Source organism: Empedobacter stercoris, assembly GCF_020281205.1.
GTDB classification, from domain to species: Bacteria; Bacteroidota; Bacteroidia; order Flavobacteriales; family Weeksellaceae; genus Empedobacter; species Empedobacter stercoris.
In genome coordinates this window covers 1-21123 of sequence record NZ_JACXZC010000011.1, presented here as the reverse complement: position 1 = coordinate 21123, position 21123 = coordinate 1, and the positions used below count along the sequence as shown (strand labels likewise).

Genomic DNA, 21123 nt, shown 5'->3' with positions numbered 1-21123 from the left:
TCGTATTGTGATATTTTTTAGTAGAATGTTTTGTTTTCTTTCACCATATTACGGATAATAGGGCTCAAACGGTAACGATCTTCATGGTAATAATTGTACAATTCATCTAAATCGTTTTGTACATTTTTGATACCATATTCATCTGCCCATTTCAATAAACCTTTTGGATAATTAACCCCTTTCGTCATCGCTGTATCTAAATCCTCACGATTTGCAATGTTTAAGAATAAAGCATCTGCTGCTTCGTTAATCAACATAACTAAAACACGCTTAAAGATTTTTTCTAATAAAGCTTGATCTTGAACTGGTGCTTTCTTTTCGATGCCTTCGGCATAATTGTAAAATCCACGTCCTGACTTACGACCGTAAAATCCTGCTTCGAATAATCTTTTTTGAGAAAAAGATGGTTTAAAACGAGGATCGTAAAAGAATGATTCGAAAACCGATTCTGTAACACGGTAATTTACATCATGACCGATGAAATCCATTAATTCGAAAGGTCCCATACGGAAACCTCCTACAGATGTCATTGCGTAATCAATCGTTTCTGCATCAGCAACACCTTCTTCTAATAAACGAATTGCTTCGCTATAAAATGGACGAGCTACTCGATTGACAATAAATCCAGGTGTATCTTTTGTGATAACAGGTAATTTATTTACAGATTGAATTAACGTTTTAATTTCTTCTGCCAAACATTCGCGTGTTTGCACAGCTGGAATAATTTCTACCAAAGCCATTAATGGTGCTGGATTGAAAAAATGGATCCCAATCACACGTTCAGGTTTAGAACATGCCGATGCAATAGATGCAATGGATAATGATGAAGTATTTGAAGCTAAAATACAGTCTTTAGAAACAATTTCTTCTACTTGTTTGAAAACCGATTTCTTGATATCTAAATTTTCAATAATTGCTTCAATGATTAAGTCTGCAGATGAAAATGCATCTAAGTTTGCAGCATATTCAATATTAGCTTGAATTTCTTGTGCTTTTTCAGCGGTATATTTTTCTTTAGCGACTAACTTTTCAAACGTTTTTGCTAAGTTTTGTTTTGAACGATCTAATGCGTCTTGGTTTGTGTCATATAAAACAACGGGATGACCTGATTGTGCAAAAACTTGCGCAATACCAGACCCCATTGCTCCACCACCAATAATTCCTATTTTTTTCATGGCTTATTCTCCTTTAAAAACTGGATTTCTTTTTTCTAAAAATGCATCTACACCTTCTTTGTAGTCAGCTGTATTTCCTGCTTTTGCTTGAAAAAGACCTTCTTGTTTTAATTGTTCTTCAATTGAATTTTGAAATGATTGGTTTAATAATTTCTTTGTATAAGCCAATCCTTTTGTAGGTAAATTAGCTAATTTATGAGCAATTTTGGCTACTTCTGCATCAAATGTATCGTCTGCAAAATAATCGTAAATCATTCCGATTTCTTTTGCTTGTTCAGCCGAAACTTTATCAGCTAATAACATTAATGCTGCTGCTCTTTGAAAACCAATTAAACGAGGTAAAAAATAAGTTCCTCCACAATCAGGAATCAAACCAATTTTAGAAAATGCCTGTATGAAGTTAGCAGATTCTTTAGCTACCACTATGTCACAAGCTAAAGCTAAATTTGCTCCCGCTCCGGCAGCAACACCATTTACAGCAGCAACAACTGGTTTGTCCATGTTTCTAATTTTAAGAACCAATGGATTGTAATTTTCGTTGACGATTTTGTTGAAGTCGATTTCTTTTTCATCTAAAACTTCACCTAAATCTTGGCCAGCGCAAAACGCTTTTCCAGTAGCAGTTAATACAACTGCACGAACTGAGGCATCTTGAGCTGCAACATCTAAATGATGTTGTAAGGCTTTAATCATTTCGTGATTAAAACTGTTAAAAACAGAAGGACGATTCAACGTGATCGTAGCAATTCCTCCCTCTTGTGTGTATAGGATTGATGTTGAATTTTCCATAATTTTTTAGTGATGACATTTGAAATAGTCAAACGGTTCGTGGCAACTATTGCATTGATACATAGCTTTGCAGGCCGTTGAACCAAATTGACTGATAAGACGCGTATCGTGCGAGCCACATTGTGGACATTCGATATTTTGTTCGTCTGAAAAGAGCGCATCGCTCGAAGGATTTTTTGTTGGAGGCGCAATTCCGTACGCTTTCATTTTTTGTTTTCCTTCTTCAGTCATCCAATCAGTTGTCCACGATGGGCTCAACTGATTGATGACATTGATATTTTTTAATCCTTTTTCTACTAATTTTAGTCGAATAGAAATAGAAATCGCACTCATTGCAGGACAACCAGAGTATGTTGGTGTGATGGTTACATTGACTTTTTCATCTGCTGTAATTTCCACCTTACGTACTACTCCTAAATCAAGTACACTAATCACTGGAATTTCAGGATCAGGAACTTCCTCCAACCATTGCCAAATTTCTTTTTCTGTTACCATTGTAAATTAGGATATGTTCTTTGCATGTATTGTAAGTCAGTTAAGATAAAACCTAAATGTTCTGAATGAACTCCTTCTTTACCTCCTTTTTGTGCAAACGTATTTTCGACATCAGCTTCTATTGTTGCTTCATCCAAAACAGCTTTTACATTGGCTAACCAAGTTGCTTTAAAATCGATTGGATTATCAATCAAACCTTCTTCGATTAATGCTTTTTGATAAGGAGCTAAAATAAATGCTTCACCTACATAAGGTAAAATATCATAAACTGCTTGTTGAATTTTATTGTGAGATTCTTCTGTTCCGTCTCCTAAACGAATCATCCATTCTGCAGACCATTTTAAGTGATATTTCACTTCTTTTAATGATTTTTCAGCGATTGATTGTAATTTAAGATCTTTTACTTTTAAGAATTGCTCTAACAATAATGCATGGTATGAATCGTAAAAAAACTGACGTGCAACTGTATCACCGAAATGTCCGTTTGGTTGCTCTACTAACAATAAATTTTTGTATTCGCGTTCTTCGCGTAACATTGCTAAAGTATCTTCTGTTGTACCATTACCGATCATTTCGGCTGCATAATTGTAATAGTTAGAGGTTTGTCCCAATAAGTCTAAAGCCATATTCGACATAGCGATATCTTGCTCTAAAACTGGTCCATGACCACACCATTCGCATAAACGTTGTGCCAAAATCAGATTTGTATCTGCTAAATGCAAAATAAAATCGATGTAATTTTGGTTGTTTTGATAAACTGTACTTGTCATAAATTACATGTTTTTAATTTCTTCTGGTACTTCATAAAAAGTTGGATGACGATATACTTTGTCTTCCGCAGGATCAAAGAATTGCTCAGATTCATCTGGGTTTGATGCATGGATATTCACTGATTCTACAACCCAAATACTAACACCTTCTAAACGACGCGTATACACATCTCGCGCATTTTGTAATGCCATTGTAGCATCTGCTGCGTGCAAACTTCCTACATGTTTGTGATCTAATCCTTGTTTACTTCTAATAAATACTTCCCATAAAGGCCAATCTCTATTTTCCATCTTTTTATGCGTTTTTGCGTTGTTCTTTTTCTAATTCTCTTTGTTTTCTTTTTTCGTGGTAAGCTGTTGCTGCATCACGAACCCAAGCTCCTTCGTTGTGTGCATTACGACGTGCGTCTAAACGTTGTTTGTTACATTTTCCGTTTCCTTTAACGACATTCCAGAATTCTTCCCAATCAATTTCTCCGAATTCGTAATGACCTGTTTCTTCATTAAATTTAAGATCTGGATCTGGAATTGTTAAACCTAAATATTCGGCTTGAGGAACAGAAACATCTACGAAACGTTGACGTAATTCATCATTCGAAAAACGTTTAATTCTCCATTTCATTGATAATTCTGAGTTAGATGATTCTTCGTCTTTTGGACCAAACATCATTAATGTAGGCCACCACCAACGATTCATTGCATCTTGCATCATCGCTTTTTGTTCTTCCGAACCACGTGATAACACAACTAACGCTTCGTAACCTTGTCTTTGGTGAAAAGATTCTTCTTTACAAACACGAACCATTGCACGTGCATAAGGTCCGTAAGAAGTTCTACACAATGGAACTTGATTTAAAATCGCTGCTCCATCAACCAACCATCCAATCATTCCGATATCAGCCCAAGTAAGTGTTGGGTAATTGAAGATTGAAGAATATTTTGCTTTACCAGAATGTAAGTCATTTAAAGTTTGGATACGAGATATTCCTAATGTTTCTGCTGCACAGTATAAGTATAGACCATGGCCCGCTTCGTCTTGTACTTTCGCTAATAAAATTTTCTTTCTATTTAACGAAGGAGCTCTTGTAATCCAATTTGCTTCTGGTAACATTCCAACAATTTCTGAGTGAGCATGTTGAGAAATTTGTCTAATTAATGTTTTGCGGTATGCTTCTGGCATCCAATCTTTTGGTTCGATACGAACTTCATTTTCAATCTTTTGATCAAAGATTTCTTGAAAATCAATTTCTTTTGCACTCATTTTAAAAAGTTTTTAAAGTTGATTATTTGGCATCAAAATCTACCACGACTTCGGCAGAACGAGGATGCGCTTGACACGCTAATACAAAACCTCTTTCTAATTCATCTGGTTCAAGTGAGTAGTTGATGTCCATTTCTACTTCACCTTTCTCTACTTTACACTTACAAGTTGCACAAACACCACCTTTACAAGCGTAAGGTAAATCTGCACCATTTTGTAAAGCCGCATCTAAGATTGTATCGCCGTTGTAACCTAAGTCAATTTGTAAGGCTGTTGCATCTAATTTGATGGTCACTTTACTCATCGTGTCATCCGACTTTTTGACTGCTTTTTGACGTTCAACCTTTTTCGCTTCAGCTGTTGCACTGTAGAATAACTCGAAATGCAAATGTTTTGCATCTACACCTGCTTCTACAAAAGCATCGCGTCCGCTTAAAATCATTTCTTCAGGACCACAAAGGAACACTTCGCTTACATCTTCTGGTTTGATGATATGTTGTAAGAAATACTCAATCTTAGCTTTATCAATTCTTCCACTCAAAATTTCAGCATCAGCTGTTTCGCGACTCAAAATATTGTAAACGCTAAAGCGTTGCATGTATTTATTTTTAAGTGCTTCAATTTCTTCTTTAAAGATAATTGAACCTTTATTTCTATTCCCGTATAATAGCACAAATTCGCTATTTGGTTCTGCTCTAAGAACTGTTTTGATGATAGAAAGAACTGGTGTTATTCCTGATCCTGCTACAATTCCTACATATAATTTTTTGTTATCTTCGTGTACTTCTGTAAAGAAATTTCCTTGTGGAGTCATTACATCAAGAACATCACCAACTTTAACTTGTTCGTTGATAAATGTTGAGAAAACCCCGTCTTCTATTTTCTTTACAGCTACTCTCAATTCTTCGTCCATTGGGCAAGAACAGATCGAGTAAGAACGTCTAATTTCTTCGTTATTTTGAATATTTTTAAACGTTAAATATTGTCCATGTTTAAATTTGAATTCTTGATTCAATTCTTCAGGCACATCAAATGTAACGGATACACAATCTGGTGTTTCCTTTTTAACATTTTTAACGCGTAGTTTATGAAAATTTACTGCCATATTATTTTTGAAATCCGTTAATTAATAATGTCATCAAATCGTTTTCTAATTGATCAGGTGTTATATCTCGCCCTGGTTTGTACCACAACTCTATCCAACGAAGAGATGATAATAAAGTAAATAAAGCAACCGATACATTAAGATTTTTGAATTCGCCAGATGCGATACCTGCTTTGATTAAATTAGCAATCCGTTTTTCATACCCTTTTCTAATTGTTTTATACAATTCTTTTTTGGTATCGGATAAATTTTTCCAATCGTTATTTGCTACAGATACTTCGTTTGGCTCGTCAATAATCATTCGAACGTGAAGTTGAATTAAATCTCTTAATTTCTGAACATTTGATTCTTCAGTATCTTCAATCGAGCTAATGTGCGAAACATATTGATTGGCCACTTTAAAACAAATTTCTTCTAAGATTTCATCTTTCGAGCGAATATGATTATACAAACTCGCGGCTTCCATTCCAACTTTTTCAGCCAATTCTCTCATCGACGTTGCTGAATAACCTTTTTGTTTAAAGATTAAAGCAGCTTCTTTAATAATCAGTTCTTTTTTACTTTGCTTAGGCATATAGTTTTATAAATGTCTATTATCTATAATTCGGTTCAACTTTCCTCCTTCACTTTTAGGAAGTCCATCTACTTGGTATAATTTGACATTCATTCCTAATCCAATGTTGTCTCTTATTTTTTTATGAATATTTGCGACTAATTTGCAACACGCAACATTAGATTCGTCATTCAAATCATCACAAGTCAAACCTTTTTCTGCAAAATAGTCAGGATTTATTTCAAATCCAACTTCTACTGCATCCATATTTTTTGGTTTCGTTAAAACTACTTGATAATTTGGTGATAATTCAGGGAAATCTGGAATAAAATCCGCGATTTGTGTATGAAAGAAATTCACACCACGAATAATCATCATATCATCAGCACGACCAATAATAGGTCCCATTTTGACATGTGTTCTTTTCTTAGAATGTTCGTACGTTAATGTTGTAATGTCTCCTGTCCAATAGCGCACTAATGGTAAGGCTTCTTTTGTAAGTGTAGTGATAACTAAAACACCTGGTTGTCCATAAGGAACTGGTTCACCCGTTTTTTCATCTACGATTTCTGGAAAGAAATGATCTTCCCAAATATACGATCCTGTACCTTGTTCTTCGAAATCTTCATTTGACACACCTGGACCTATAATTTCGCTTAATCCATAGATGTTAGAAGCTTTGATATCTAAACTTCCTTCTACTTCTTGGCGTAATGCTTCTGACCAAGGTTCAGATCCTAAAATAGCAAACTTTAAATTGTAATCTGATAAAGTTTCACCTCTTTTCTTGATTTCTTCAGCAACTGTTAAAGCATAAGATGGTGTTGCACAAATTGCATCAGCTTGAAAATCTTTCAATAACATAATTTGTTTTTCTGTGTTACCACCAGAAATTGGAACAACAGTCATTCCTAATTTTTCAGCACCATAATGCAGTCCTAAACCTCCTGTAAATAAACCATAACCATAGGCATTTTGTAATGTCATACCTGGCTCACATCCTGAAGCTGCTAAAGATCTTGCTACTACTTCTGAGAATAATTCGATGTCATTCTTAGTATACCCTACTACTGTTGGTTTTCCAGTTGTTCCACTTGAACAATGTAAACGAACGACATTCTCTTTAGGTTCTGCAAATAATCCAAATGGATAATTTTCTCTTAAATGATTTTTCTTTGTAAAAGGTAATTTGTGTAAATCTTCAACACCTTTAATATCTTCTAACTTGATACCAGCTTCGTCAAAAGCTTGTTTATAAAAAGGTACATTATTATACACTTTTTTTAACATTGATTGAAGTCTCTCGTTCTGAAGAACACGTAATTGCTCAATAGGCATCTGTTCAATCCCAGGATTAAATATCATAATTTTTGCAGATTTGATTTTTGATAATAACAAATTTAATCAAAAAAACTAAAAAAACTAACGTTTGTTAGTTTTTTTAGTGTAAAAAGTACAATTATTTATCAATTGATGACTTTTAGTATTTTAACACATTGCTAATCAATATTTTTAACTTTTCTGAATTTGGTAACATTTCTATTTCTAAGGTAGAATTTAATGGGATTGCAGGCATGTCTTGTGCTCCTAACACTCGAATTGGTGCATCCAAATACTCAAAACATTCTTCATTAATTAAACCCGCAAGGCTTTGAGCAAAAGAGTTTTGCTTAGCTTCTTCAGTTAATACAATACAACGATTGTGTTTTTTTACACTATTAAAGATTGTTTCCTCATCTAAAGGAACCAATGTTCTTAAATCTATAATTTCAACTTGATTTGGAAATGCCTTTGCAGCTTCTTTAGCCCAATAAACTCCCATACCATAGGTAATGATAGTTACAGAGTTATGATTTTGAGAGGATTCTGCCAATAAAACATCACGTGCTTTTCCAAAAGGTAATATATAATTTTCATCTGGTTCAACTGTTGCAGCATCTTCCGTTCCTTTTATTTTACTCCAATATAAACCTTTGTGCTCTAACATCACCACAGGATTTGGATCGTAATAAGCAGCTTTCATCAAACCTTTTAAATCTGCTCCAGTAGACGGATAAGCTATTTTAATCCCTTTTATATTGGTCAATACACTTTCCACTGAACTCGAATGATAAGGTCCTCCACTTCCGTAAGCACCAATCGGAACACGTAAAATCATAGAAACTGGCCATTTACCATTTGACAAATAATTTGAACGAGCCACTTCAGTAAATAACTGATTAAGACCTGGCCAAATATAATCCGCAAACTGCACTTCTACAATAGGTTTCAAGCCTACCGCAGACATTCCAACCGTAGATCCAACAATAAACGCTTCCTGAATTGGTGTATTAAATACACGATTTTTTCCATATTGTTTTGCCAAAGTTGCTGCTTCACGAAAAACACCTCCTAAACGCAAACCAACGTCTTGTCCATATAATAATGCTTCAGGATGTTTTGCCATCAATTCGCGAATTGCAAAAAGAGCAGAATCTACCATTACCGTTTTATCCTTTCCTTCAGGAGAGCGATTTCCTTTTTCTTCGGTAATTAATGTTGGAGCAAAAACATGTGTATATAAATCTTCAGGACGAGGATCATCTGCTTTTAACACTTGTTGATATTCAGCCTGAACTTTTTGTTTAATCGTGTTTTCGACTTCAATTAACTCTTTTTCGTCAAAACCTTCATTTAATAAAGTATCTCTTAATTTATTATAAGGATCTCGAGCTTTTGCCTCCTCTAAATCGTCACGGTACCATTCCATACGAACCCCAGATGTATGATGATTTAATAATGGAACTTTTGCATGAACCAAAATCGGACGACGTTCTGAACGGATAATGTCAATTGCTCTTTGAATAGTATTATAGGATGCTAAAAAATCAGTTCCATCAACTACAAACACTTCTAACCCTTTAAAACCTTTCGCATAATGCGCTATATCTTGAGCTCGAATCTCATCTGCTGATGCTGAAATATCCCATTCATTATCTTGAACCAAATATAAAATAGGTAATTGTTTCAAAGCTGCCATTTGAAAAGCTTCTGCTACCTCACCCTCTGTGCATGAAGCATCACCTAAGGAGCATACTGCGACTGGTTTAACCTCATCACGACAAAGACCTTCCAATTCTTTGTATTGCATTCCCATCGCAATTCCAGTTGTAGGAATAGCTTGCATGCCTGTAGCACTACTTTGGTGCGGTATTTTTGGCATATTATCACGACGCAAACTTGGATGAGAATAATAGGTTCTTCCTCCCGAAAAAATATCATCTCGTTTTGCTAATAGCTGCAACATCAATTCATAAGGCGTAATTCCTATCGATAATAACATCGCATCATCACGGTAATAGGCGCTTAAATAATCTTGTGGTAATAATTGTAAACCTGTTGCAATTTGTATCGCTTCGTGTCCACGCGAAGTTGCGTGTACATATTTACTTGTTGTAGTTTTATTTTCTTCGTATAATTCGGTTAAAGCCTTAGCTGTAACTAATAATTCGTATGCTTTTTTTAATAATGTTGTTGATGCTGTTGTGGTTTCCATTTTAATTAAATTTGTGTATTAACATCCCAATTCTCCATATAATCTGAAATTCGTTTCAAGAAAACTCCTCCTAATGAACCATCGATTACACGATGATCAAAAGAAAGTGATAAATACATAAATTGTCTCGCTACGATAATATCACCAAATTCAGTTTCTAAAACTGCAGGTTTTTTCTTAATTACACCTGTTGCTAAAATGGCTACTTCAGGTTGATTAATAATAGGCGTTCCCATTAAATTTCCGAACGTACCAACATTACTAATTGTAAACGTTCCGCCTCGAATATCATCTGGAGAAAGTTTATTTGTACGCGCTTTATCTACAATAGTATTAACATGTTTTGCTAAACCTTCTAAATTCAATTCATTGGCTTGATGAATCACTGGTACAATCAAATTATTATTTGGTAATGCAGTAGCAATTCCAATGTTTATTTCGTTGTGTTTGATTATTTTAGTCTCTGTTTCATCAACTGATACATTAATCATAGGAAAGTCCTTTATTGCACGAACAACGCAATCAACAATCAAAGGCGTAAACGTTAATTTTTGTTTATATTTTGCTTCAAAAGCACCTTTATTTTCTTCGCGCCATTTTACAAAATTTGTCACATCTGGTTCAACATAAGCTGTTACATGAGGGGAAGTCTGTTTACTATGTTTCATGTGTTTTAAGATCATTTGACGCATTTTATCCATCTCAATGATTTCATCTTTTGCACCAATAGAAGTACTTGAAACAACTGTATTTTGACTTAAAGTATTACTTGAATAATTAGATGTAAATGATTTATTTTTAATGTAATTCAACACATCATTCTTAGAAATCCTTCCATCTTTACCAGATCCTATTATTTGAGAAATATCTTCTGTTTGTAAGTTTTCTTTTTGAATAATACTTTTAACTAAAGGTGATAAAAATTGATTACTATCAACTTTATTCGTTGGTTGAGAAGTTAAATTCGGTTGAGTTATTTTTTCTTCAATAATTGTGCTATTGTCAACTAAATTTAGTTCATTTTCAGAAGGTTCTATAATGGCAAAAACTTCTCCAATTTTGATCTCATCACCTTCATCAAATTTAAATTCAATAATCTTCCCAGTCTTTGTTGAAGGTACATCTGAATCTACTTTGTCCGTCGAAACCTCAGCTATTATTTCATCTTCATTTATGAAATCGCCAATGTTTTTTGTAAAACGAACAAGTTGAACAGACGCAACACTTTCTCCCAATTTTGGAATCGTTAGTTCTATATTTTTCATTTTATTTGTTTGCAGTTTTAATGCGTTGAAGATAATCAATTTTTATAAAACTAATAAATGTTAGTTAAAAATTAACCTGCTATTTAGCATTAAAATTTAAGCTATTCTATCAACTTATTTTCAATAAAAAAGCCATTAGAATTCAACCAATGGCTTTAAAAATTTATAAATTTCCTCTTCTGTCTTGCTCTCTTTCTAAGGCTTCAAACAATGCTTTGAAATTGCCTGCTCCAAAAGATTGTGCACCATGACGTTCAATAATTTCATAAAATAATGTTGGACGATCTTCAACAGGCTTTGTGAAAATCTGTAACAAATAACCTTCTTCGTCACAATCAACTAAGATTCCAAGATTTTGTAACTTTTTGATATCTTCATCAATTTCTCCAACGCGCTCCGGAATCATATCATAATATGCCTCTGGTGGAGCTGATAAAAACTCTACACCGCGTGCTTTTAACTCTGTAACAGTTTTGATAATATCCTTAGTTGCAACAGCAATATGCTGCACTCCTTCTCCCTCGTAAAAATCTAAATATTCTTCAACTTGAGACTTCTTTTTACCTTCAGCTGGTTCATTAATAGGAAATTTAGAATAACCATTTCCATTACTCATCACTTTCGACATTAATGCCGAATATTCTGTATTAATTTGTTTATCATCAAATGATAAAATATTAACAAATCCCATTACATCTTGATACCATTGAACGGTCTCATTCATACGATTCCATCCTACATTCCCAACACAGTGATCAACATATAACAAACCACAATCTGTAGGTTGATACGTTGACTCAGATTTTACATAACCTGGCATAAAAGGGCCATTATAATTTTTACGCTCGATAAACATGTGAATTGTTTCTCCATACGTATAAATTCCTGCCATTTTTACTTCACCAAATTCATCTGTAACAGTAGTTGGTTCCATGTAAGGTTTTCCTCCACGCTTTGTTGTTTGCTCAAACGCATCATAAGCATCATCTACCCAAAGTGCTAAAATTTTTACTCCATCTCCATGTTTCATCGCATGTTGGCAAATTGGCGAATCTGATTTTAATCCAGAAGTTAGAACCAAACGAATTTTACCTTGTTGTAAAACATAAGAAGCTCTATCTCTTACACCAGTTTCTGGGCCGGCATACGCAACTTCCTGAAATCCAAATGCTGTTTTATAATAATGTGCAGCTTGTTTTGCATTTCCTACATAAAACTCGATGTAATCAGTTCCATTAATGGGAAGGAAATCTTGTGCTAATGCAATCTTTTCTGCAAATGTTTGTGTACTCATTTTTATTGTGTTTTTATTTTTATTGTATTATGTAAAATGTATTAAGTTTTACTATTTTATCATTTATTGTGATATTGAATTTATTTCAGTTTCTTTTTATTATTATATTGTATCAAATGTATTTCGAGATTCTTCGACAAGCTCAGAATGATAAAATCCACATCTTAGAACTTAGAACAAAACTCTAATCGCACTATTCATAACCTTTAATAAAGCCACGATTTATAATAATCTGGATCTTCTAATTCTATCGCTTGCTCTGTTAACATTAATGGTCGAAATGGATCAATCATCACAGCTAATTCGTGTGTTTCTTTTGCGCCAATCGATTTTTCTACTGTCCCTGGATGTGGTCCATGTGGAATTCCTGCTGGATGCAAGGTAATTTGTCCTTTCTCAACCGATTTTCTCGACATAAAATCACCGTCTACATAATATAAAATTTCATCTGAATCTACATTACTATGGTTGTAAGGTGCTGGAATTGCGTTCGGGTGATAATCAAATAAGCGGGGAACGAAACTACAAATTACAAATCCTGCTCCTTCAAAAGTTTGATGAACAGGAGGTGGTTGATGGATACGACCTGTTATTGGTTCGAAATTATGAATCGAAAAAGCCCAAGGATAATGATAACCATCCCATCCAACAAAATCGAAAGGATGTGTACCATAAACATAAGGGTAAATCAATCCTTCTTTTTTAATCATTATTTTAAAATCCCCGTGTTCATCATTCGTTTCGAGATTTTGAGGACGTTTAATATCTCGCTCACAAAAAGGAGAATGTTCCATTAATTGACCAAAATGATTGCGGTAACGACGAGGTGTTTCTACAGGGCTAAAAGATTCTGTAATAAATAATCGATTATTTTCGTCATTAAAATGAAGTTGATAAATAATTCCACGTGGAATCACTAAATAATCACCATATTCAAAATCAATTTGACCATAACCTGTTTTTAAAGTTCCAGACCCTTCATGAATAAAAATCACTTCATCCGCCATAGAATTTTTATAGAAGTAATCTGTCATTGATTCTTGTGGCGCTGCTAATGAAATATGCAAATCGTTGTTAACTAAAACGGGTACTCGAGATGCTAAATAATCTTTTGTTGGTTTGACTTTAAACCCTTTTAAAGAAGTATGTTTTAAATGTTTTGCGCGAGCTATTTTCGGTTCTACCGAATAAGGTTCATTAATTTCTTTAACCAAAGTTGGCGGATAACAGTGATAAACGTTAGAATACGTACTCGAGAAACCATGCGTAGAAACTAATTCTTCTGCATATAATTCTCCATTTGGTTTTCGGAATACAGTATGTCGCTTTTGTGGAAATTCTCCCAAATGATGATAAAGTGGCATATTTTGTTTGTTGTTTTGATGAAAAGGTAAAATAGATGACGAATTTCGTCAACAAATAATCTGCAATATTCTAAAGTGAATATTGAGCAAATACAATTTTGGAAAGTAAAGCAGAAGTTTGCTTATTCATTCCAACAAATAAAGGTTTTATATTTACTTTAATTGTTTGCATTTCTTTTCTGTGGTTAACTCAAAGATAGAAACTTTTTCCGATTGAGCAAAATAGAAACTCACTATTTTCAACGTTTGCAATGATTTCAGAACCAAATGATGTCCATATCTGTTTTAGATTATGCAATAAAAAAGATTAAGCTTCGTAATTTGTATTGATAAAAAACTTTCAGTTTTAATATAAAACTGATAAATAACAGTACAACAACTGTTAATATCAGATTTAAAATCAATACTTTTGTAGTATGAAGATATGGGCTACAAAGATTTTAATTTTTTTGTACATAACGACATCTACTCAATTTTGTCAGTTATATAAATTGCCTGTGCTTATTTCTCATTTCATCGAGCATGACACCGGAGGAGATTTTATCCATGAAATGAAAGTCTTTTTGGTACACCATTACGGAGGTCATGAAGTGGATGACGACTGGGAAACTGATCAAAAACTACCTTTCGTAAAAATAGAAACTGTTCATATTGACTTTTTCTATTCTCCAATTATCTTGTTTGATGTACTCCACTTAGATAAGGAAATATCAACTAACTCTATTAAATCTTTTAACGAAGATTTTCTTTATTCGCATTATTTAGATTCTATTTGGCAACCGCCAAAACAAGCGTAATACATTTAGATTTTCAAGATAAATTGATCGTTTAATTTATCCATTTTTCAGCTATTTACATTTTATATATAGCACATTTTTAATCTATACAATTTTACGATGTTAAATAAAATTATTGATTTTTCAATCAAGAATAAATTTATCGTGGGTTTGTTTACTGTCGCGTTGTTGATATTTGGAATTTACGACGCAACAAAATTACCCATCGATGCACAGCCTGACATCACATCGAATCAGGTACAAATTATCACCGTTGCGCCTTCTTTTAGTGCAGAAGATATTGAGCGTTTGGTGACTTTCCCTATCGAACAAGCCAATTCTAATATTGGTGGAATTTCGGAAATTCGAAGTTTTTCACGTTTTGGTTTATCTTTAGTTACCATCGTTTTTGATGATGAAACAGATGTTTATTGGGCAAGACAACAAGTTAGTGAGCGACTATTACAAGTTCAGAACGATATTCCAGAAGGAATTGGTGAACCACAACTTGGTCCAATTTCTACAGGTTTAGGTGAAATTTATCAATATGTCGTTCGACCTGCTGAAGGTTATGAAGACCAATATGATGAAACAGAATTAAGAACCATTCAAGATTGGATTGTACGTCGACAACTTTTAGGGGTTCCTGGCGTAGCTGATGTCAGTAGTTTTGGAGGAAAACTAAAACAATATGAAATCGCAATTGATCCACAACGATTGCAATCGTTTAACCTAACCATCAATGATTTGTTTGATGCATTAAGTGAGAACAATCAAAATACAGGAGGAGCTTATATTGAAAAAGGCCCTACTTCATTGTTCATTCGTTCTGAAGGTTTAATAGGTAAAATAGAAGATATCGAAAATATCTTAGTGAAACGTTCTCAAAGCGGAACACCTATTTTACTGAAAGATGTAGCGGATGTTAAAACTGGTTTTGCAACACGATATGGCGCAATGACATATAACGATACCGGAGAAGTTTCTGGTGCAGTTGTTATGATGTTGAAAGGTGCAAATAGTAATGAAGTTGTCAAAAATGTACAAGAACGTATCGACGAAATTAAAAAAACGTTACCTGAAGGTGTGATAGTTGAACCTTTCTTGGATCGCAAAAAAATGGTTGATAATACTATTCGAACTGTAGAAACCAACTTACTTGAAGGTGCTTTAATCGTTGTTTTTATTTTAGTTATCTTCTTAGGAAATTTACGTGCCGGATTCATTGTTGCTTCTGTCATTCCTTTGTCATTGTTATTCGCTATAATCATGATGAACATCTTTGGCGTTGGAGGAAATTTAATGAGTTTAGGAGCATTAGACTTCGGATTAATTGTCGATGGAGCAGTTATTATTGTTGAAGCCGCTATGCATCAATTGGCACATAATAAAAAGTTTGGGTTGAAGAATAAATTAACGCAAACAGAGATGGATCAAACGGTTGGTTCTTCTGCTAAAAAAATGGTCAATTCAGCGGTTTTTGGTCAAATTATTATCTTAATTGTTTATTTACCAATCTTCACATTACAAGGAATCGAAGGGAAAATGTTTAGACCAATGGCGCAAACTGTAGCTTTTGCTTTAATCGGAGCGTTTATTCTTTCGTTGACTTATGTTCCAATGATGACCAGTTTATTCTTAAGTAAAAAGAAGAAAGTAAAACCAAATCTTTCGGATCGTGTAATGGCAAAAGTTGAAGTTTTTCATCAAAAATATTTAATGAAAGCATTACGCCTTCAAAACCTTATTTTAGTTGTTGTTTTTTCGCTTTTTGCAATTGCAATCTTTGTCATGTCTCGTTTAGGTGGTGAATTTATTCCAGCTTTAGAAGAAGGCGATTTTGCTGTTGAAGCACGAGTTTTACCTGGAAGTAATCTTTCGACAACCAAAGAATATACAACCAAAGCTGCTAAAATCTTAAAAGATGAATTTCCTGAAGTTGAAATGGTAGTAACCAAAATTGGTAGTGGTGAAATTCCTACTGACCCTATGCCAATGGATACAGGTGATATGATTGTTGTTCTTAAACCGAAAAAAGAATGGACTTCTGCAACAACTTTCCCTGAATTATCAGACAAAATGAGCAAAGCTTTAGAAAATATTCCAGGGCTTTCTACTGGTTTTCAATTCCCTGTTCAGATGCGTTTCAATGAGTTAATGACTGGTGCGCGTCAAGATGTTGTCGTAAAAATATTTGGTGAAAACTTGGATAGTTTAGCGAGTAATGCTGCCAAATTAGGAAAAATAATTAATACGGTTGAAGGTGCACAAGATTTGTATATCGAACCAATTAATGGAATCCCACAGGTAGTAATCGAGTTTGATCGAGGGTTATTAGCACAATATGGATTGACTGTTGGTGAAGCAAATCGAATTATCAATATGGCTTTTGCTGGACAATCCACAGGAATGGTTTTCGAAGGTGAAAAACGTTTTGATTTAGTTGTTCGTTTGGCAGAAGATAAACGCACCAATATAGACGACATTCGAAATCTATTGATACCTACTGCTTCTGGAGTACAAATCCCTTTGAATCAATTGGCTAAAGTGGAATATAAAAATACGCCAAACCAAATTCAACGAGAAGATGCAAAACGACGAATTGTTGTTGGTTTTAATGTAAAAGATCGAGATGTAGAAAGTGTTGTTCAAGAATTACAACAAAAAGTTGATGAAAAAATCAAATTTCCTACAGGTTATTATGCTACCTACGGTGGGGCTTTCGAAAACTTAAATCATGCCAAAGCGCGTTTAGGTATCGCCGTTCCTATTGCATTAATCCTAATTTTTATATTATTATACTTTGCATTCAAATCAGTTAAAGAAAGTTTATTAATTTATACAGCTATACCACTATCCTCTATTGGTGGAATTTTATTCTTAGCTGCACGTGATATGCCTTTTAGTATTAGTGCGGGTGTAGGTTTTATTGCGCTATTTGGGATTTCTGTTTTAAATGGAATTGTCTTAATTTCAGAATATAATCGTTTGCGTGATCATGGCATCAAAAATACGACTCGAATTGTAATTATGGGAACACGTACACGTCTTCGTCCCGTATTAATGACTGCAACAGTTGCCTCTTTAGGATTTTTACCAATGGCAATCAGTAATGGTTCTGGTGCCGAAGTGCAACGTCCGTTAGCAACAGTCGTAATTGGAGGTTTAATGGGTGCTACTTTCCTAACTTTATTTGTTTTACCAATCTTATATGTTATGTTCGAAAATATTCATTTTAAAAAGAAAAGAATAAATAAAAAAGCGCTTCCTGCTGCTTTAGTTATTGTTTTTACAATGTTTGGAGCTTCTGCTCAAGCACAAAACCGTATGAGCTTTGATGAAGTTGTTGCTTTGGCGGATGCAAATAATCTTGAAGTGAAACAAGCTGAATTGAATACGGTTTATCACGAGAAAAATATCTATGCGAATCGTTCACTTTCTCCTTTGGATATCTCGACTGAATTTGGACAAGTCAATTCTGCTGAGTTTGATAATGTCATTTCAGTATCACAATCTTTTCAATTTCCTATCGTTTTCAAACGTCAAAAAGCATTAAACGAACAAATGATTAATGCTTCGAAAGCAAATGAAAAATTAACAAAAATTGAGATCAAACAACGATTAGCAAATTTGTATGTAAACATGCAAAACAATGAATCTAAAAAGGATTTATTAAAAGAAAACGAAGCAATTTATGACGAGTTTTTAAAGAAAGCTAATCTACGTCTGAAAAAAGGAGAATCGAATCGTAGTGAAGTTTCAACAGCAATTATTCAATTAAAATCGATTCAGAATCAACTCAAGTTAATGGATGTTGAATTAGAAAACTCATCACGACAAATCCAATTTTTAACGAATTCTACAGCTAAAATTTATCCAACTCAAGATGGTGTAAATTGGAGTCAAATTGCAGGTACTGCTGTGTCAAATTCTCATCCATTGTTAAAATTAGCAGAGGAAACGATACAAACCTCTACATTAGAAACTGAGGTAGAAAAATCGAAAAAAGTTCCTGTATTTACGGTAGGTTATTCTAATCAAAGTTTTTCTGATTTAGACAACAATCGATACAATTCATTTCAAGTTGGTGTTGGTCTACCTTTGTTTAATCGTGGAATTAACTCATCTATAGAGGCATCGAAAGTTAAGGTTGATCTTGCAAAACAAGCTTACATCTTGCAACAAGCTAAAATGCAACAAGATTATGATGTTTTAAAAAATCAAGTCAATATGTATGATGAAATCGTCCATGATTATGAACAAACTCAACTTCCAGCATCCAATGATTTACAAAAAACGATTAATCGTCAATTGTTAGAAGGAGAAATAAACTTTTTGGATTGGGTGATTTTAAATAATCAAATCATCGAAGTGAAAACAACATTTTTAGAAGCTAAAAATTTACGTGAACAGGCATATGCCGCAATGACTTATTATACCGCAGAATAACATGAAAAAATATATTTTAATGCTTTGTACAGCTCTTGTTGTTATGAGTTGTAGCAAAGAAGAAGCACAACCACAAGAAAATCAAAAAGAAGAAGTTTCGACTTCTATTTTGAAATTAACAGATGCACAATTAAAGAATTTTGACATTGATACGGTTTCGTTTCAACATCAAAATTTACCAACAACTATTCGTTTGAATGCGAAAACAGCAGTAACGCCTGAAAATACAATTTCGATTACGAATGCGTTTGGTGGTTATGTGAAACAAATTGCCCTTATTCCAGGAAATTATGTGAATAAAGGACAAGTTTTGGTCGTTTTAGAAGATCCGCAATATATCCAAATGCAAGAAGACTATTTAACGACAAAAGCTTTATTAGAGCAGGCAAATGCAGATTATATTCGTCAAAAAGAGTTGAATGCTGAGCAAGCTGCAAGTGATAAGGTGATGCAACAAGCCAAAGCAACGCGTCAATCGTTAATGGTGAAAAAAAGTTCGTTGGAACAAAAATTACGATTAATGAACATCAATCCATCTTCGGTTTCATTGAGTAACATTCGTCGTACCATCAATGTTTATGCACCAATCAGTGGAATGGTAAGTCAAGTTTTTGCAAATAAAGGACAATACATTTCACCTGCTGATGCGATGTTAGAAATTATTAATCCAGATCGTTCTTTATTGAACGTAAAAGTATTTGAAAAAGATTTGGGTAATATTCAGATTGGACAAACTCTAAAAGCTTATACCAATACGAAGCCTGATCAAAAATTGGATGCCAAAATAACGTCTATTTCTAACCAAGTAAATGAAGATGGAACAGTAGATATTTTTGCTAAAATTACCAATGCAAATGGAACACGTCTGACAGCTAATATGTACTTTAATATTGAGTTAGAAGTAAACTCTTTGGATGCAAATGTGTTGCCAGAAGAAGCAATTGTTCAATTTGAAGGTAAAGATTATGTTTTCGAAAGACAAAACAAAAATCAATTTCGTTTAGTTCCTGTAGAAATCGGAATCTCATCAAATAAAATGGTAGAAATCAAATCGCCTCAAAACTCAAATAAGGTTTATATAGCAAAAGGATCTTATAATCTATTGAATGCGATGAAAAATGAAGGTGAAGAAGAATAATACTTTCACTAATTTAATTACAAAAAACGAGCGATATTTATCGCTCGTTTTTTTTTCTATTCTTTATCTGTACTTCGAAAAGGCATTTCCTCTATTTTGAAACTTCCTTCGATTACAGCTTTTTCAAGCAATAAAATAGCTTTTAAGGAAGTATAGTCAATTTTTTCTGCGTCATCAGTTGGTTTGTGATAATCATCGTGTCCACCCGTATGAAAAAACAAAACAGGTATATCTTTTTCGTAAAAAGAAGTTTGATCCGATCCACCTCTCCCCTCGTATCCTGTATAAAATTTGACATAATTCGTGGAATCAATCTCATTGAAAATTGTTTCAAAAGTTGGCGAAGTTCCATAACCTATAATCGAAACACCTGTTTCTTTGTTCAAACGACCAATCATATCCATGTTCAACATCCAATGAATTTTAGTTAAATCATACGTCGGATGTTTGACAAAATGTCGAGAACCTACCAAACCTAACTCTTCAGCACCGAAAGCAATGAATAAAAAATTAACAGGTTCTGTAATTTTATTTTTACTATACACTCGCGCAAGTTCTAACAAACCTGCTACTCCCGAAGCATTGTCATCAGCACCATTGTGAATAATTCCATAACTGTCTTTCGCTAACGAACTTCCTTGTTTTCCTTCGCCCAAATGATCATAATGTGCACCAATTACTATCGTTTTTTTCGCCTTGTTATCTAAAAAACCAATTACATTTTTAGCGGAGCGAATACTATCCACCACTTTTACTTTTCTCACTTTTGCATCAAATCCCTGAAAATAACCATCTTCTCCTAACGGTTGTAGTTTATATTTTTTGAATTCTTTGGCAATGTACTTTGCAGCTTTCAAATTTTCATCACTTCCCGTTCCTCTACCTTTCATTTTATCATCGGCAAAGTAATAAATGTGCTTTTTAAGATTCTTTACTTCGATAACTTGTGCATAAGATTTAGTTGCAACAATCAAAGAAAGAAGGACTATTATATTTTTCATATATGAGTTTAACGATTCCCAAAAATAAACCTTTATTTAAACAATCAACTCAAATGAATGTATAATAATTTAACATTGTAATCTTCCCTAAAAACCGGAACGTTTAAAAATATAGTTTATTAACTTAGGGATAATTATGAAACAAAGCAATTT

17 protein-coding genes are annotated in these 21123 nt (G+C 33.7%); 3 read left to right on the top strand and 14 right to left on the bottom strand.

What is annotated here, in order from left to right:
- Positions 1-17 precede the first annotated feature (17 nt).
- From IF125_RS06840 to IF125_RS06780, 13 genes are all read right to left on the bottom strand, one after another.
- Positions 18-1175, bottom strand: a complete 1158-nt coding sequence (locus IF125_RS06840; RefSeq protein ID WP_225541960.1) for a 3-hydroxyacyl-CoA dehydrogenase NAD-binding domain-containing protein — start codon at positions 1173-1175, stop codon at positions 18-20.
- 3 nt (positions 1176-1178) lie between these two features.
- On the bottom strand, positions 1179-1964 hold the full coding sequence (locus IF125_RS06835) for an enoyl-CoA hydratase-related protein (protein WP_225541959.1): 786 nt from the start codon (positions 1962-1964) through the stop codon (positions 1179-1181).
- A 6-nt stretch (positions 1965-1970) separates the two neighbouring features.
- Entirely contained in the window at positions 1971-2459 is a 489-nt protein-coding gene (gene paaD, locus IF125_RS06830; protein WP_171622482.1) for a 1,2-phenylacetyl-CoA epoxidase subunit PaaD, read from the bottom strand.
- Positions 2453-3229: a 1,2-phenylacetyl-CoA epoxidase subunit PaaC gene (gene paaC / locus IF125_RS06825; protein ID WP_188320060.1), complete on the bottom strand. Its 777-nt coding sequence runs from the start codon at positions 3227-3229 to the stop codon at positions 2453-2455. Before paaC ends, paaD begins: the two co-directional genes overlap by 7 nt.
- Before the next feature lie 3 nt (positions 3230-3232).
- Positions 3233-3520 (bottom strand): 1,2-phenylacetyl-CoA epoxidase subunit PaaB, encoded by a 288-nt coding sequence (gene paaB, locus IF125_RS06820; protein ID WP_171622480.1) that lies wholly within the window; start codon positions 3518-3520, stop codon positions 3233-3235.
- Positions 3521-3524: 4 nt separating this feature from the next.
- Positions 3525-4490 carry a 1,2-phenylacetyl-CoA epoxidase subunit PaaA gene (paaA, locus tag IF125_RS06815; protein WP_171622479.1) on the bottom strand — a complete coding sequence of 322 codons (966 nt, stop codon included), beginning with the start codon at positions 4488-4490 and terminating at the stop codon, positions 3525-3527.
- 22 nt (positions 4491-4512) lie between these two features.
- Complete coding sequence (gene paaE / locus IF125_RS06810) at positions 4513-5595, bottom strand: 1,2-phenylacetyl-CoA epoxidase subunit PaaE (RefSeq protein ID WP_225541958.1); 1083 nt, start codon at positions 5593-5595, stop codon at positions 4513-4515.
- A gap of 1 nt (position 5596) precedes the next feature.
- On the bottom strand, positions 5597-6169 hold the full coding sequence (locus tag IF125_RS06805; protein ID WP_171622477.1) for a TetR/AcrR family transcriptional regulator: 573 nt from the start codon (positions 6167-6169) through the stop codon (positions 5597-5599).
- Positions 6170-6175: 6 nt separating this feature from the next.
- Positions 6176-7513, bottom strand: a complete 1338-nt coding sequence (locus IF125_RS06800; protein WP_225541957.1) for a phenylacetate--CoA ligase family protein — start codon at positions 7511-7513, stop codon at positions 6176-6178.
- Between the two features lie 115 nt (positions 7514-7628).
- A complete protein-coding gene (locus IF125_RS06795; protein WP_225541956.1) occupies positions 7629-9683 on the bottom strand; it encodes an alpha-ketoacid dehydrogenase subunit alpha/beta in 2055 nt (684 codons plus the stop codon).
- 5 nt (positions 9684-9688) lie between these two features.
- Entirely contained in the window at positions 9689-10948 is a 1260-nt protein-coding gene (locus IF125_RS06790; protein ID WP_225541955.1) for a dihydrolipoamide acetyltransferase family protein, read from the bottom strand.
- Positions 10949-11111: 163 nt separating this feature from the next.
- The gene (gene hppD, locus IF125_RS06785) at positions 11112-12242 is read right to left on the bottom strand and encodes a 4-hydroxyphenylpyruvate dioxygenase (protein ID WP_171622473.1); all 1131 of its coding nucleotides are present in this window, start codon (positions 12240-12242) and stop codon (positions 11112-11114) included.
- Between the two features lie 206 nt (positions 12243-12448).
- Complete coding sequence (locus IF125_RS06780) at positions 12449-13606, bottom strand: homogentisate 1,2-dioxygenase (RefSeq protein WP_171622472.1); 1158 nt, start codon at positions 13604-13606, stop codon at positions 12449-12451.
- Between the two features lie 491 nt (positions 13607-14097).
- Between IF125_RS06780 and IF125_RS06775 the strand changes: the two genes are divergently transcribed.
- The 3 genes from IF125_RS06775 to IF125_RS06765 all read left to right on the top strand — a co-directional run bounded on the left by IF125_RS06775 (position 14098) and on the right by IF125_RS06765 (position 19969).
- A complete protein-coding gene (locus IF125_RS06775) occupies positions 14098-14403 on the top strand; it encodes a hypothetical protein (protein WP_221411946.1) in 306 nt (101 codons plus the stop codon).
- Between the two features lie 99 nt (positions 14404-14502).
- Positions 14503-18831, top strand: coding sequence for a CusA/CzcA family heavy metal efflux RND transporter (locus IF125_RS06770; RefSeq protein WP_225541954.1), 4329 nt, complete (start codon positions 14503-14505; stop codon positions 18829-18831).
- Between the two features lies 1 nt (position 18832).
- Positions 18833-19969, top strand: coding sequence for an efflux RND transporter periplasmic adaptor subunit (locus tag IF125_RS06765; protein WP_225541953.1), 1137 nt, complete (start codon positions 18833-18835; stop codon positions 19967-19969).
- A 56-nt stretch (positions 19970-20025) separates the two neighbouring features.
- On the opposite strand, the gene IF125_RS06760 is transcribed toward IF125_RS06765, so the two are convergent.
- Positions 20026-20970 carry a M20/M25/M40 family metallo-hydrolase gene (locus IF125_RS06760; protein ID WP_225541952.1) on the bottom strand — a complete coding sequence of 315 codons (945 nt, stop codon included), beginning with the start codon at positions 20968-20970 and terminating at the stop codon, positions 20026-20028.
- Positions 20971-21123: the final 153 nt, after the last annotated feature.

Excerpts from the sequence above, each read along its gene's own strand:
- IF125_RS06840 (WP_225541960.1), bottom strand. The coding sequence starts at position 1,175 with ATGAAAAAAATAGGAATTATTGGTGGTGGAGCAATGGGGTCTGGTATT.
- IF125_RS06835 (WP_225541959.1), bottom strand. The coding sequence starts at position 1,964 with ATGGAAAATTCAACATCAATCCTATACACACAAGAGGGAGGAATTGCT.
- paaD (WP_171622482.1), bottom strand. The coding sequence starts at position 2,459 with ATGGTAACAGAAAAAGAAATTTGGCAATGGTTGGAGGAAGTTCCTGAT.
- paaC (WP_188320060.1), bottom strand. The coding sequence starts at position 3,229 with ATGACAAGTACAGTTTATCAAAACAACCAAAATTACATCGATTTTATT.
- paaB (WP_171622480.1), bottom strand. The coding sequence starts at position 3,520 with ATGGAAAATAGAGATTGGCCTTTATGGGAAGTATTTATTAGAAGTAAA.
- paaA (WP_171622479.1), bottom strand. The coding sequence starts at position 4,490 with ATGAGTGCAAAAGAAATTGATTTTCAAGAAATCTTTGATCAAAAGATT.
- paaE (WP_225541958.1), bottom strand. The coding sequence starts at position 5,595 with ATGGCAGTAAATTTTCATAAACTACGCGTTAAAAATGTTAAAAAGGAA.
- IF125_RS06805 (WP_171622477.1), bottom strand. The coding sequence starts at position 6,169 with ATGCCTAAGCAAAGTAAAAAAGAACTGATTATTAAAGAAGCTGCTTTA.
- IF125_RS06800 (WP_225541957.1), bottom strand. The coding sequence starts at position 7,513 with ATGATATTTAATCCTGGGATTGAACAGATGCCTATTGAGCAATTACGT.
- IF125_RS06795 (WP_225541956.1), bottom strand. The coding sequence starts at position 9,683 with ATGGAAACCACAACAGCATCAACAACATTATTAAAAAAAGCATACGAA.
- IF125_RS06790 (WP_225541955.1), bottom strand. The coding sequence starts at position 10,948 with ATGAAAAATATAGAACTAACGATTCCAAAATTGGGAGAAAGTGTTGCG.
- hppD (WP_171622473.1), bottom strand. The coding sequence starts at position 12,242 with ATGAGTACACAAACATTTGCAGAAAAGATTGCATTAGCACAAGATTTC.
- IF125_RS06780 (WP_171622472.1), bottom strand. The coding sequence starts at position 13,606 with ATGCCACTTTATCATCATTTGGGAGAATTTCCACAAAAGCGACATACT.
- IF125_RS06770 (WP_225541954.1), top strand. The coding sequence starts at position 14,503 with ATGTTAAATAAAATTATTGATTTTTCAATCAAGAATAAATTTATCGTG.
- IF125_RS06765 (WP_225541953.1), top strand. The coding sequence starts at position 18,833 with ATGAAAAAATATATTTTAATGCTTTGTACAGCTCTTGTTGTTATGAGT.
- IF125_RS06760 (WP_225541952.1), bottom strand. The coding sequence starts at position 20,970 with ATGAAAAATATAATAGTCCTTCTTTCTTTGATTGTTGCAACTAAATCT.